The following is an 11,756-nucleotide window of genomic DNA, read 5'->3' on the forward strand; positions in this document are numbered from 1 at the left end:
GGCCCGGACCGGGCCCCGGACGTCACCGCTACGCCGAGCCCGCCCCGGCCGGGGCCGGCTCCGCCGGATCCCGCTCCGCCGGGGTCTCCTCGACGAGGCCCGCCTCCGTGTCGCGCAGGGTCTCCACCTCGCGCCGGTACAGCCGGAACCACATGAAGAGCACGAACGCGGCGAAGACGAACCACTCGCCGGTGTAGCCGAGGTTCTGGAAGGCCTTCAGGTCGAGCCCGGTGTTGGCCGGAGCCCGCGCCGGTACGGGAGTCATCCCGTCGGCGGGCGTCTGCACGGTCAGCCAGGCGTCGTACAGGCCGTACGGCACGATGTTGACGAGCGAGGCGGCCCCGATGACACCGAGCTGCCCGGCCGGCAGTCCGCCCGAGGAGTAGACGCCCTTGCTGGTGGAGTTCTCCGAGGCCTGGAGCGCGCCCGTCACCTCGACCCGGCCGGCCGGCGGGGCCGGAGCCCGGCCCGCGTCGGCGCCGCCGGGCAGCCAGCCCCGGACCACGGGTACGGCCTTGCCGGTGTCGGTCTTCAGCAGGGTCAGGACGTAGAAGCCGGACTTCCCCTCGAGCCGCCGCTCGGGGACGAGGAGCTGGTCGGCGTACTCCCCGGAGACCGAGGCGAGCCGTCCCGAGGTCCGCTTGTCCACCGGGAGCAGTGACTCCAGCGGCGCGGCCGCCTGGTCGGCGGGGCGTGCGCTGGTCGCCTCCTTGTGGGTGTCGACGCGGTCCTCGAACCGGTCGAGCTGCCAGGTCCCCATGAACAGGCAGAAGGGAACGCCGAGCGCGACGAAGACGTTGATCCCCCACCAGCGCGGGGTCAGGAGAAACCGGTGCACCCCACCACCGTACGGGGGGTGCACCGGATCACCGGTGCCGGGGCCGCTGCTGGGTCACCGGCGGGTGCCGTCGCGGGGCTACCGCGGCAGGTGCTTCAGCGCGAAATCGATCTCCATCCGGACCTGCTTGATCCGCTCCTCCACGACGAGCGAGCCGTGCCCGGCGTCGTAGCGGTACACCTCGTGCTCGGCCCCGCGCGCCGCCAGCCGGTCCACGTAGTTCTCGATCTGCTTGATGGGGCAGCGCGGGTCGTTGAGGCCCGCCGCGATGTGCACGGGCGCCTTCACCGCGTCCACGTAGGTCAGTGGCGAGGAGGCCTCGAAGCGCTCCGGGACCTCCTCCGGGGTACCGCCGAAGAGGGTGCGGTCCAGGGACTTCAGCGCCTCCATCTCGTCGTGGTACGCCGTCACGTAGTCGGCGACCGGGACGGCCGCCAGTCCCACCGCCCAGGCGTCCGGCCGGGTGCCGAGGCCCAGCAGCGTCAGGTAGCCGCCCCAGGAACCGCCGGACAGCACCAGGCGCGCCGGGTCCGCGAGGCCGGAGCCCACCGCCCATTCCCGTACGGCTTCGACGTCCTCCAGCTCGATCAGGCCGACCCGGTGCTTGAGGGCGTCGGTCCACTCGCGTCCGTAGCCGGTCGAACCGCGGTAGTTGACCCGGACGACCGCGAAACCGTGGTCGAGCCAGGCCGCCGGGGTCGCGGCGAAGGCGTCGCTGTCGTGCCAGGTGGGCCCGCCGTGGATCTCGAAGACGGTGGGGAAGGGCCCGTCGCCGTGGCCGACGGGGCGCTGGGCGAGGGCGTGGATCCGCCCGCCGGGGCCCTCGACCCACACGTCCTCGACCGGTACGGAGCCCGGCGGCCGGAATCCGGGAGGGTCGAGCACGACCCCGCCCGCGGTCGACCGGATGACGGAGGGCTCGGCCGCGGAGGACCACTGGTACTCCACCGACCCGTCGGGCCGCGCCGTCGCCCCCGACACCGTCCCCGGCGGCGTGTCCAGCCGTACGAGCTCCCGCGCGGCCAGGTCGTAGCGGAACAGCTCGCTGCGCGCCTCGTAGCCGTGCTCGATCAGCAGCGCGGACCCGTCGGGGTACCACTCCGCGCCCACGTCGCCCGGCAGGTCGACGGCCAGTCCCTCCTCGGTGCCCGCGGCCACGTCCCAGACCATCGGCTCCCACCGGCCGCGCCGCTGGTGGCCGACCAGCAGCCGGGTGTCTCCGGCGACGGGCGCGAAGCCGAGCACCATGAGGCCCAGCTCCTCCGTGCCGCCCTTGGAGTCGTCCAGCTCGGCGACGGTGGCGCCGTCCAGGGTGATCACGCGCAGGGCCGAGTGCATCGCGTCGCCGTGCTCGGTGTGCTCGACGGCGAGCAGGGTCCCGTCCCGGGACAGGTCGCCGACGCCGGCCGACTCGCGGTGCCGGTAGACCACGGACGGCTCCGTCCCGTCGGGCCGCACCACGTGGATCGTGGTCCCGTCCTCGTCGGTGGAGCGCCCCACGACGGCCGTCCCGTCCCGCCCGATGGCCAGCCCGGCCGGGTACGAGGCCTCCAGCCCGGGGGTGGCCGGCTCGTCGGGGCCGCCCGCGAAGGGCTGGCGGACCCAGGTGCCGAACTCGTCGCCGTCGGTGTCGGAGAACCACCAGACCCAGGCGCCGTCGGGGGAGAGGGTGCCGTCGGTGGTCCCGTTCGGGCGGTCGGTGGCCTGCCGCTGGGCGCCGGTGGCGCGGTCCCAGGTGTAGAGCTCGTAGGTCCCGGTGGCGTTGGAGACGAAGAGCGAGCGGTCGGGCGCGTCCTCGGCCCATTCGGGCAGTCCCACGCGCGGGGCCCGGAAGCGCTTCTCCCAGTCGGGCATGGCGGCGTCGTTCGTGTCGGCGGTGCCGGCGGTGGCGTCAGTCATGCACCCCATGTAACCGGATCGGCCGCGGCCCGTCCCCCGAGATGCCGACGGGGCCGAACGGGCGCAGGGTGGTGTGCGTACGCGATCGCGCGTACGAGGCTGGGTGGAGCTGTGTGAAGGAGTGGCGGTCATGGCGAAGAAGGCGCGCACCGGCAAGCCGGCCCACCAGGATTCAGAGCGTGCGATGGCGAAGAACACCGCGGCCGAGGCGCGCGCCAAGGCCGCCGTCCGCGATGTGCAGTCGGTCTCCGCGAAGACCCGGGGCATGCAGCAGAAGGCCCAGGCCAAGCGGGGTTGAGTCGTAGGGTGGCGCCATGCGGATGATCGTCCGGGGTGCCCGGCTGCTGCACAGCGAAGGCCTGCACGACGTCGAGGTCGCGGAGGACGGGCGGGTCGCGCGCGTGCTCCCGTATGACGACCAGAAGGAGCCCCCGGCGACGGGGGTGCTGATCGAGGCGCACGGCGGGCTGCTCAGCGCGCCCTTCGTCGAGCCGCACATCCACCTCGACACGGCCCTGACGGCCGGAGATCCGCGCCCCAACGTGTCCGGGACCCTCTGGGAGGGCATCGCCTGCTGGAGCGAGCGCAAGAAGACCCTGACCCGCGAGGACGTGATCGCGCGGGCCACCGAGGTGCTGCGCTGGCAGGCGGCGCAGGGCGTCCTGCACGTGCGCACCCACTGCGATGTCACCGACCCGGAGCTGACCGCGCTCGACGCGCTGCTGGAGGTGCGCGACCGGGTCCGGGACGTCATGACCCTGCAGATCGTCGCCTTCCCGCAGGAGGGCATCGTCTCCTTCCCCGGCGGCGAGAAGCTGCTGCGCGAGGCCGTCCGGCGCGGGGCCGACGTGGTCGGGGCCATCCCGCACTTCGAGGACACCCGGGAGGACGGGGTGGCCTCGCTGGCCGTCGCCTTCCGGCTGGCCGAGGAGCAGGGGCTGCGCGTGGACGCGCACTGCGACGAGATCGACGACGAGCAGTCCCGTTTCGTGGAGGTACTGGCCGCGCACGCCCTGCGCTCGGGGCTGCGCGGGCACGTGACGGCCTCGCACACGACGGCGATGGGCTCCTACGGCGGCGCCTACAGCTTCAAACTCCAGCGCCTGCTGTCCCGCTCCGGGATCAACCTCGTCTCGAACCCCTTCGCCAACCTCAACCTCCAGGGCCGCTTCGACGCCTACCCCAAGCGGCGCGGCCTCACCCAGGTCAAGGAGATGCTGGCGGCCGGGGTCAACGTGTCCTTCGGCCACGACGACGTGATGGACCCCTGGAACGCGCTGGGCACCGGCAACCCCCTGCAGACCGCGCTGGTCGGGATCTACGCCGCCCAGCTCACGGGAGCGGACGAGATCCCGGTGGCCTTCGAGATGGTGACCGAGCGCGCGGCGCGCGTCCTGGGCCTCTCGCCCTCGGAGTACGGGGTCCGCCAGGGCAACCCGGCCTCCTTCGTGCTGCTGCCGGCCGAATCGCCCACCGAGGCCGTCCGCCGACAGGTCCGCCCGCGCTACGTGGTCTCGCGCGGCACCGTCCTCGCCGAGACCCCGGCGGCTCCGGCCCGGCTGCTGGCCTGGCCGGGAGAGGAGGGCCCCTCGGAGGTGGACTTCCGAGTCCGCCTACTGTGACCGTCCATGACCTTTGTGACATGGACTCTTGACACTCCGTCGGCCCGCGCGGCACTCGAGGTCGCCTCCGAGTACACCGGCGCGGCGCTGCTGAACCACTCCGTCCGCTCGTACGCCTTCGGGGCCGAGTACGCGGACCGGCACGGGCTCTCGTACGACCGCGAACTCTTCTACGTCAGCGCGCTGGTGCACGACCTGGGGCTGACCGCGCCCTTCGACAGTCACACCCTGCCCTTCGAGGAGGCGGGCGGCCACGTCGCGCGCGTGCTGACGGCGGGGCTGGGCTGGCCCGCGGAGCGGCGGGCGCGCGCCGAGGAGATCATCGTGCGGCACATGCGCGAGGACGTCACGGCCGCCGAGGACGTGGAGAGCCACCTGCTCCAGATCGGTACGACCGCGGACGTCTCCGGGGTCGGCGTCCTCGACGCCGACCCCGTCTTCACGTCCGCGCTGCTCACCGAGTACCCGCGCCTCGGCTTCCGCGACGCCTTCTTCGCGCTGGTCAGCGACCAGGCCGCGCGCAAGCCGCAGTGCGCGGCGGCGGCCTACGTGGCGGGCGGCGCGAAGGAGCGCATCGCGGCGAACCCGCTGGACCGGCGGGGCCGGGCCGTCTAGAAGAGCCCCAGGGCGTTGTCCAGTGACCAGACCTGCCAGCCCATCGCGAAGAAGGCGACCCCGGAGATCAGGGCCATCATCAGGTTCTGCCCCTGCTCGCCCCAGTCGTGGATCATCAGAACCAGGTAGACCAGGTTGAGCAGCAGCCCGGCGAGCAGGGCTACCGGGGTCAGGAACCCCACGATCAGACCCAGGCCGAGGGCCAGTTCGGCGTAGGCGACGAGGTAGGCCATGAAGCGCGGGTAGGGCTTGACGACGACGTCGAAGCCGCGCGTGACGAACCCCCAGCGGTGCTTCTCGGCGACGCCGGCCGCCCAGCGGATGCCGCCTCCGCCGAACCAGTCCTTCTTGTCCTTGTGCCGCCAGCTCTCCAGCCACCACAGCCCGAGCCCGATCCGCAGAACGGCGACCCATTCGGGCCCGCCGAGCCAGATGGTCTGCATCCCCGGTTCCCTTCCTCGTTCCCTCACAAAGATCTGACGATGTGTCAGTTTCGAGGGAAGGGGCGGGGTGTGGCAAGGGGTTGGCCGACGGGGTTGGCGGATGGGGCTCAGCGGCACACGACGGAGACGGCCTGTACTTGGTTGTTGCCGAAGCCCCGCGGTTCCACGGCCGCCGGACCGGCTGTACGCGCCCCGAGGCGCCGGTGGCGCGGGCCGGGAGGGTGTGGCTGCCCGCGATCGCCGTCCAGTCGGCCGTCCCCCGTGGACTCATGGCCGCGCGGCCGCATCGGACCGGCTACTCCGCGTGCGGATCACTCAAACAGACGGTATGAATTGATCTGTCCCTTATGTGATCGGAGTGACGCGTGGACGACTATCCGCTGCTCAACCTGTTCTGGACCATGCTGTGGCTCTTCCTGTGGGTCATGTGGTTCTTCCTGCTGTTCAAGGTGATCACTGACATCTTCAGGGACCACGAGCTGCACGGCTGGGGCAAGGCCGGCTGGCTGATCCTGGTGCTCCTGCTGCCCTACATCGGCGTCTTCGTCTACCTCATCGTCCGCGGCAAGGGCATGAGCAAGCGGGACATGAAGCAGGCGGAGGAGCGGGAACAGGCCTTCCAGGACTACGTCCAGAAGGCCGCGGGCCCCCGCAGCAGCCCCGCGGAGGAACTCGCGAAGCTGTCCTCCCTCAAGGAGAAGGGCCACCTGACCCAGGAGGAGTTCGACAAGGCCAAGGAAAAGCTCCTGACCTGAGGGCCGACCTGAGGGCCGACCTGAGGACGGACCTGAGGACGGACCTGAGGACGGACCCGAGGACCTTCCTCCCCGCATTCGTCTCCACCGGGCGGGGGCCGGACCGCGCGACCGCGGTCCGGCCCCCGCCCGTGTGCGTTCCGGGTCAGGCCGTGGCGGATTCCGTGTCCTCCAGCAGGTCGATCAGGGACGAGCGGGCCCGCGCCACGCGGGAGCGGACGGTGCCTATCGGGCAGCCGAGCATGAGCGCCGCCTCCGCGTACGGCAGGCCCATGAGCTGGGTGAGGACGAAGACCTCGCGGCGCTCGGCGGGGATCGCCGCCAGGAGCTCCGCGAGCACGACGCCGTCCTCGAAGCCGGGTACGCCGCGGGGCTGACTCTGCTCGGCCGCGGTCTGCCAGTCGTCTCTGTCGGCGATCTTGGGGCGGGCCGCCTTGTGGCGCAGGCTGTCCACTACGGTGCGCCGCGCGATGGAGAGCAGCCAGGTGCGGGCGGAGGAGCGGCCCTCGAAGCGGTGGAGGCTGCCGAGGGCGCGCAGGAAGGTCTCCTGGGTCAGGTCTTCGGCGGACTGCGGGTCCGCGCTGAGGTAGGCCACGTAGCGGCGCACGTCGCGGTGCAGGGCGCGGACGAACCGGTCCACCGCGACGGGGTCGCCGTCACGGGCGGCCAGCGCGAGGAGCGTGACGCCCTCGTCGGGTCCGGCGGTACGGCGGGTGGGGGCACTGGTCGGGCGGGTGAGCAGGGCAGCGGTCATCGCCTGGAGTCCTTCGGGGAATCCGGCCGGATGCGATGCCGAGGCGCGGGGGCGAGGGGTGCCCGAGGCGGCAGGGGCGACCCGTGTGCGCCCGGAGCTCGGGCGGCGCGAGGCCGGGGAACGGGTGGTACGGCCTGCCGGACGGCATGACCGATGCCCGAGGCGCGGTACGGGTACGGGTGCTGGTGCCCGTGGCGCGTCGGGGAGCCGGCTGTCAGACGACAGCGATCCCGTGAGGTGGACCCCGTGAGGTGAGGGCGTCGGCGAGAAGCAGCCTGCGGGGCGTCCGGACCCGGTGGTTCCGTACGGGGCGGACCCGCGGCCGGTGCGCGGGCGCGGGAAGCCGGAAGATCAGCCGCAGTGGTACGAGGAACCGGGCGGCGACGGCGCGCAGGACGCGGAAGGCGCCGCGTTCCCCGTGCGCGAGCCAGAGGCCGCAGACCAGGGCGGCCAGGAGGTGGCCGGCGAGCATGCCCGCCGGCGACATGGAACCCATGGCGTGCGCGCCCGGCATCGTCATGGCCGCCGCGACGGACGAGGAACCGTCGGCCATGCCGGCCGCCCCGGCCATGTCGGCCATCCCGTGCGAGCCGTGTGCCCCGTGTGCCCCGTGTGCCCCGTGCGCCCCGGCCGTCCCGTGCACGTCCGCCCGCGGGCGGAGCACGTCAGGAACGTCGCAGAGCAGGTACTGGGCCCAGCGCCGCCCCAGGGACCCCAGGGACCCCTGGCCTCCCTGGGGCGCAGCGGCCTGGGCGAGCGAGAACCCGCCGTGCAGGGCGGCTTGGACGCCGACGGTCGCGGAGACGACGGCCGCGAGGCCGCGCTCCCGCCCGGCGAGGAACCAGCCGGTCGCCGAGGTTCCGGCGAACGCCGCGGTCATCCCCCACCAGGGGACGGAGGTCCCCGACATGAGGATGTGCCCGAGGGCCGAGAGCAGCACGCAGGTGGCCGCGAACATCGCGGCCCGTACGGCTCGGCAACATCGACCCGGTGTCATGGCGGGGCCATCGTCGCACCGGCCAGGCAGGGGCGACAGGGGGCATCAGGTTTTCTCATCGGCCGGAAACCGAGCCCTCACCCCTTGTGGCGCAGACCACAACAGGCTCCGGGAACCAGGGTGTTCACGGATCCGACTCCTGTCCGGACTGAGCCCGACGGACTGAGCCCGACGGACTGAGCCCGACGGACAGAGCCCGACGTCGAGCAGCGAGAGAGCGGGGTGGGCGAGCGGTGGCGGACCGGATCGGGTCGGCGAAGACGTCCGGAGCGCCCGGAGGGGCGACCGAGGCCCCGGCGGGCGTCGGGCCGGGCGGGCTGACGGCTCTGCTCACCGGCGCCATGGCCTTCTCCATGCTCCAGCTCTTCCTCCTCGGCGCACTCGGCCCGCGCCTGGTGGGGGAGTTGGGGGTATCGCCCGCCGTGCTCGGCTGGACCACCACGATCGGATTCGGCACGGCCGCCGTGCTGTCGCCGCTCGGCGGGAGGCTGGTGGACCGGATCGGGCCGCGCCGCTCCCTCGTACTCCTGCTGTCAGTGTCCGCGGCGGCGCTCGCGCTGATCGGTGCCGCGCCCGGCACCGGCTTCCTGCTCGCCGCCGTCGCGCTGGGCGGACTGCCCCAGGCCCTGGCCAATCCGGCGACCAACAAGGCGATCCTCGCCGCGGTGCCTCCCGGCCGCCGGGGGCCGGTGACCGGCATGAAGCAGTCGGGCGTCCAGCTGGGCGCCTTCGCCGCCGGGCTGCCGCTCACGGCACTGGCCGCCGGGATCGGCTGGCGCGGGGCGATGTGGACGGCCGCCGCCACCGCCGCGCTGGCGGCGCTGTGGGCACGCCGCGCCCTGCCCGCGGACCCGCGGACGGTCCCGGCCGGGCCCCGCGCCCCCCTTGTCCCGCGGGGTGCCGTCGCCTGGCTGGCGGTGTTCTCCCTGTTCCTGGGCTGCGGGATCGCCTCGGTCAATACGTACCTGGCCCTCTTCGGCGCGCAGCGGCTCGGCATGGGCCCCACCGCGGCCGGCGCGCTGATCGCGGTGCTTGGCGTCGCGGGCATCGCCGGGCGGGTCGGCTGGTCGAAGGCGGCCCGGCCGGGGCGCGCCGAGTGGCTGCCCGGAGCCCTGGCCGCCGGAGCGGTGGGGGCGTCCGTGCTCCTGGTGGCGGCGCCGACCGTACGGCCGCTGGTCTGGGTGGCCGCGGTGGCCGTCGGGGTGTTCGCGGTAGCGGCCAACGCCGTCTCGATGGTCCTGGTGATGCAGCGCTCCACCCCCGGGCCCGCCGGGCGGGCCGGCCAAGACGCAGCCCTCGTGGCCGCAGGCTTCTTCACCGGCTTCGCCGTCGGCCCCCTCCTCTTCGGCCCCCTCGCGAACGCCGGCCGCTACGGGACGGGCTGGCTGCTGGTGGCGGCCGAGTTCGGCCTGGCGTGCGCGGTGGGGCTGACCTGGGCGGTACGGGGGCGGTGACGTTGACGACGCGGACCGATCCGTGGGCGGAACGGGCCCTCGCGCGGCTCCTCGCGCAGGTGGCCGTCACGGCGGCCGACATCGGCGCGGAGCGCTTCCCGCTGTACGCGGATCCGGACACGGGGAAGTGGACGACGACCGGCCGTGGTTCCTGGGCCGGTGGCTTCTGGGCCGGGCTGCTGTGGCTGAGGGCCCGGCACACGGGGACCGCGGCGGACCGGGCCGTCGCGTCCGCATGCACCGCACGCCTGGCCGGCTGGGTGGACGCCGACACCTCCACGCGCGGGCTGATCTTTTGGTACGGGACGGCCCTGGCCGTCGAGGATGCGGGGGCGGAGGAGTTGCGGGGGCGGGCCGCCGCGGCCTGTTTGGCGGCGGTGGACGAGGAACTGGGGCTGCTGCCCTGGGGATCGGCGTTCGGGGGGCTCCGGTTGTCGGCCCGGGTGGACGGGCTGCCCGGTGCGGTTCCGCTGCTCGCCGGTGCAGGTCCGGCGGCGGCGGCCTCGCACCTCCAACGGCACCTGGCCCTGTGCCTCCCCGGCTCCGGGACGGAGGCCCTCCCCGCCCGTGACCTCGTACCGGCCTGGTCCTACGCGGCGGAGACGGGCTGGCGGGAGTGCGCGGAGCCGGCGCCGGGCTGGAGCAGAGGACCGGCGTGGCTGCTGCTCGCGCTGGCCGACGCACTGCACCGCCCCGCCGTAGCCGCGTGCCTGCCGGGCCACCCGCAGGCACTGGCGGAACGTCTTGCCGACGCGTGGACGGGACCGGGCACACCCCTCGTACCGGCCGCGGACGCGACCCGCCCGAACGGCCCGGCGGACACCTCCGCCGCGGCCGTCACGGCCGTCGCGCTCCTGAAGTTGTCCCTGCGGCCCGGCCCCCGCGCCGCGCCGTACGCGCACCGCGCGGCGGAGATCCTGGAGCACCTGGTCGACCACCACTTCTCCGCGGGCCGACTGCTGAACGGCTGCTACGACGCGGACAAGGGAGTCGCGATCCGCCACGAACTGGTCTGGGGCAACTTCTTCCTGGCCCTGGGCCTGGCCGCCCTGACCGACCGGGTAGACCTCCGCACCGTCTGAACCTCACCGCCCGCCCCCCTATCCCCCCGCCCCCCTATCCCCCATATCCCCCCAGCACCCGCCGAGCCACCGCCGTGATGTGCAGTTCGTCGGGGCCGTCCAGGATCCGGGCCGTGCGGCCCGAGCGGTAGAGGGCGGGGAGGGGGGTGTCGGGGCCCAGGCCGGCCGCGCCGTGGATCTGGATGGCCGAGTCGGTCACCTGCTGGAGCATGCGGGCGGCCGCCACCTTGGCCAGACCCACCTCCACGTGCGCGTCCCGGCCTGCGCCGATCGCGGCGACGGCCTCGTGGACGAGCGGCCGGGTGGTGCGCAGCAGCAGCAGCGACTCGAAGACGTGGCCCTGCACCAGCTGGTGGCCTCCGAGCGGGCCGCGCGACCCGGTACGGGAGTTCACGCGTGCGCACATGAGGTCGAACGCCCGCTGGGCCTGGCCCAGCCAGCGCAGACAGCGCAGGGTGCGGCCCAGCTGGAGGCGTTCCGCGGCGATGGCGAGGGCCTGGCCGCGCTCGCCCAGAAGATGGTCGGCGGCCACGTGCACCCGGTCGAACTCGATCTCCCACTGCCCGGCCGCACCCAGCACCGGCAGCTCCCGCACCACCCGGAACCCCGGGGCGGAGGTGGGGACGACGAGCAGCGACAGCCCCGTACGGTCGCCCGGCCGGCCGTCGGTGCGGGCCAGTACGGTGACCAGATCGGCCTCGGCGGCGTGCGAGGTGAACCACTTGCGGCCGGTCAGGGTCCAGCTCCCGTCCGCCTCCGCCACCGCGCGCGTGGAGGTGAGGTACGGATCCGTTCCCGGGCTCTCCGGGTCGGTCATGGCGTAGCAGGCGCGCAGTTCGCCGGCCGTCAGCCGGCGCGGGTACAGCGCGCGCACCCGGTCGCCGCCGTGCCGCCACAGCATCGTGGCGTCCAGCAGCGGCGCCGATCCCAGTGCCGCCGGTCCGTGGTCGCTCGCCCCCTCGGCCTCGGCGAGCCGTGCGTAGCGCGCCAGGCCGAGCCCTTGGCCGCCCAGTTCCACGGGGAGCGGGAGGGCCCAGAGGCCCGCCTCCTTCGCCCCGGCCTGGAGCTCCCGCAGGGCCGCCGCCGCGGCGGGGCCACCCGCGTCGAGCACGGGCTCGCGGGGCATCACCCGCTCCCGTACGAACTCCGCCACCCGAGCCCTCAACTCCAGCTCCCCGCAACCCGGTTCGTCCGAGACGCGCGTCGCACCCCCTTCGTCTCCCGCCACTCGCTTCCCCACCACTTTCCTCCAGCCCGCCGGGAACCCGTGGGAACGGCAGTGCGACTGCCTTCCCGT

Annotated in this window: 12 protein-coding genes; 6 read left to right on the plus strand and 6 right to left on the minus strand. The window is 73.8% G+C overall.

Features of this window, described 5'->3' with window-relative positions:
• Positions 1 to 28: 28 nt before the first annotated feature.
• A complete protein-coding gene (locus ACIQV3_RS19955; protein WP_403713731.1) occupies positions 29 to 838 on the minus strand; it encodes an SURF1 family protein in 810 nt (269 codons plus the stop codon).
• A gap of 78 nt (positions 839 to 916) precedes the next feature.
• Entirely contained in the window at positions 917 to 2,737 is a 1,821-nt protein-coding gene (locus ACIQV3_RS19960; protein WP_403713732.1) for a prolyl oligopeptidase family serine peptidase, read from the minus strand.
• Positions 2,738 to 2,867: 130 nt separating this feature from the next.
• Between ACIQV3_RS19960 and ACIQV3_RS19965 the strand changes: the two genes are divergently transcribed.
• The 3 genes from ACIQV3_RS19965 to ACIQV3_RS19975 are packed head-to-tail and all read left to right on the plus strand — an operon-like array spanning position 2,868 to position 4,974.
• Positions 2,868 to 3,035 carry a hypothetical protein gene (locus ACIQV3_RS19965; protein ID WP_243330618.1) on the plus strand — a complete coding sequence of 56 codons (168 nt, stop codon included), beginning with the start codon at positions 2,868 to 2,870 and terminating at the stop codon, positions 3,033 to 3,035.
• A gap of 16 nt (positions 3,036 to 3,051) precedes the next feature.
• Entirely contained in the window at positions 3,052 to 4,359 is a 1,308-nt protein-coding gene (gene codA, locus ACIQV3_RS19970) for a cytosine deaminase (RefSeq protein ID WP_403713733.1), read from the plus strand.
• Between the two features lie 6 nt (positions 4,360 to 4,365).
• A complete protein-coding gene (locus tag ACIQV3_RS19975) occupies positions 4,366 to 4,974 on the plus strand; it encodes an HD domain-containing protein (protein ID WP_403713735.1) in 609 nt (202 codons plus the stop codon).
• On the opposite strand, the gene ACIQV3_RS19980 is transcribed toward ACIQV3_RS19975, so the two are convergent.
• Positions 4,971 to 5,417, minus strand: coding sequence for a DoxX family protein (locus ACIQV3_RS19980; protein WP_403713736.1), 447 nt, complete (start codon positions 5,415 to 5,417; stop codon positions 4,971 to 4,973). The genes ACIQV3_RS19975 and ACIQV3_RS19980 overlap by 4 nt on opposite strands.
• 365 nt (positions 5,418 to 5,782) lie before the next feature.
• Between ACIQV3_RS19980 and ACIQV3_RS19985 the strand changes: the two genes are divergently transcribed.
• A complete protein-coding gene (locus ACIQV3_RS19985; protein WP_383946454.1) occupies positions 5,783 to 6,172 on the plus strand; it encodes an SHOCT domain-containing protein in 390 nt (129 codons plus the stop codon).
• 145 nt (positions 6,173 to 6,317) lie between these two features.
• Here the strand turns inward: ACIQV3_RS19985 and ACIQV3_RS19990 are convergent, their stop codons facing one another.
• Both ACIQV3_RS19990 and ACIQV3_RS19995 read right to left on the minus strand, forming a co-directional pair.
• On the minus strand, positions 6,318 to 6,926 hold the full coding sequence (locus ACIQV3_RS19990) for a sigma-70 family RNA polymerase sigma factor (protein WP_403713738.1): 609 nt from the start codon (positions 6,924 to 6,926) through the stop codon (positions 6,318 to 6,320).
• 214 nt (positions 6,927 to 7,140) lie between these two features.
• Positions 7,141 to 7,923: a hypothetical protein gene (locus ACIQV3_RS19995; protein ID WP_403713739.1), complete on the minus strand. Its 783-nt coding sequence runs from the start codon at positions 7,921 to 7,923 to the stop codon at positions 7,141 to 7,143.
• 233 nt (positions 7,924 to 8,156) lie between these two features.
• On the opposite strand from ACIQV3_RS19995, the gene ACIQV3_RS20000 reads away from it, so the two are divergent.
• Both ACIQV3_RS20000 and ACIQV3_RS20005 read left to right on the plus strand, forming a co-directional pair.
• Entirely contained in the window at positions 8,157 to 9,377 is a 1,221-nt protein-coding gene (locus ACIQV3_RS20000; protein WP_403713740.1) for an MFS transporter, read from the plus strand.
• A complete protein-coding gene (locus tag ACIQV3_RS20005) occupies positions 9,374 to 10,459 on the plus strand; it encodes a sugar ABC transporter permease (RefSeq protein WP_403713741.1) in 1,086 nt (361 codons plus the stop codon). Before ACIQV3_RS20000 ends, ACIQV3_RS20005 begins: the two co-directional genes overlap by 4 nt.
• 34 nt (positions 10,460 to 10,493) lie before the next feature.
• On the opposite strand, the gene ACIQV3_RS20010 is transcribed toward ACIQV3_RS20005, so the two are convergent.
• The gene (locus tag ACIQV3_RS20010; RefSeq protein WP_403713742.1) at positions 10,494 to 11,624 is read right to left on the minus strand and encodes an acyl-CoA dehydrogenase family protein; all 1,131 of its coding nucleotides are present in this window, start codon (positions 11,622 to 11,624) and stop codon (positions 10,494 to 10,496) included.
• Positions 11,625 to 11,756: the final 132 nt, after the last annotated feature.

Source organism: Streptomyces sp. NPDC099050 (assembly GCF_044759865.1).
GTDB lineage: Bacteria > Actinomycetota > Actinomycetes > Streptomycetales > Streptomycetaceae > Streptomyces.

Bases quoted from the DNA above. Each gene is read 5' to 3' on its own strand.
- ACIQV3_RS19960 (WP_403713732.1), bottom strand. From the start codon at position 2,737: ATGACTGACGCCACCGCCGGCACCGCCGACACGAACGACGCCGCCATG.
- ACIQV3_RS19965 (WP_243330618.1), top strand. From the start codon at position 2,868: ATGGCGAAGAAGGCGCGCACCGGCAAGCCGGCCCACCAGGATTCAGAG.
- codA (WP_403713733.1), top strand. From the start codon at position 3,052: ATGCGGATGATCGTCCGGGGTGCCCGGCTGCTGCACAGCGAAGGCCTG.
- ACIQV3_RS19975 (WP_403713735.1), top strand. From the start codon at position 4,366: ATGACCTTTGTGACATGGACTCTTGACACTCCGTCGGCCCGCGCGGCA.
- ACIQV3_RS19980 (WP_403713736.1), bottom strand. From the start codon at position 5,417: ATGCAGACCATCTGGCTCGGCGGGCCCGAATGGGTCGCCGTTCTGCGG.
- ACIQV3_RS19990 (WP_403713738.1), bottom strand. From the start codon at position 6,926: ATGACCGCTGCCCTGCTCACCCGCCCGACCAGTGCCCCCACCCGCCGT.
- ACIQV3_RS19995 (WP_403713739.1), bottom strand. From the start codon at position 7,923: ATGACACCGGGTCGATGTTGCCGAGCCGTACGGGCCGCGATGTTCGCG.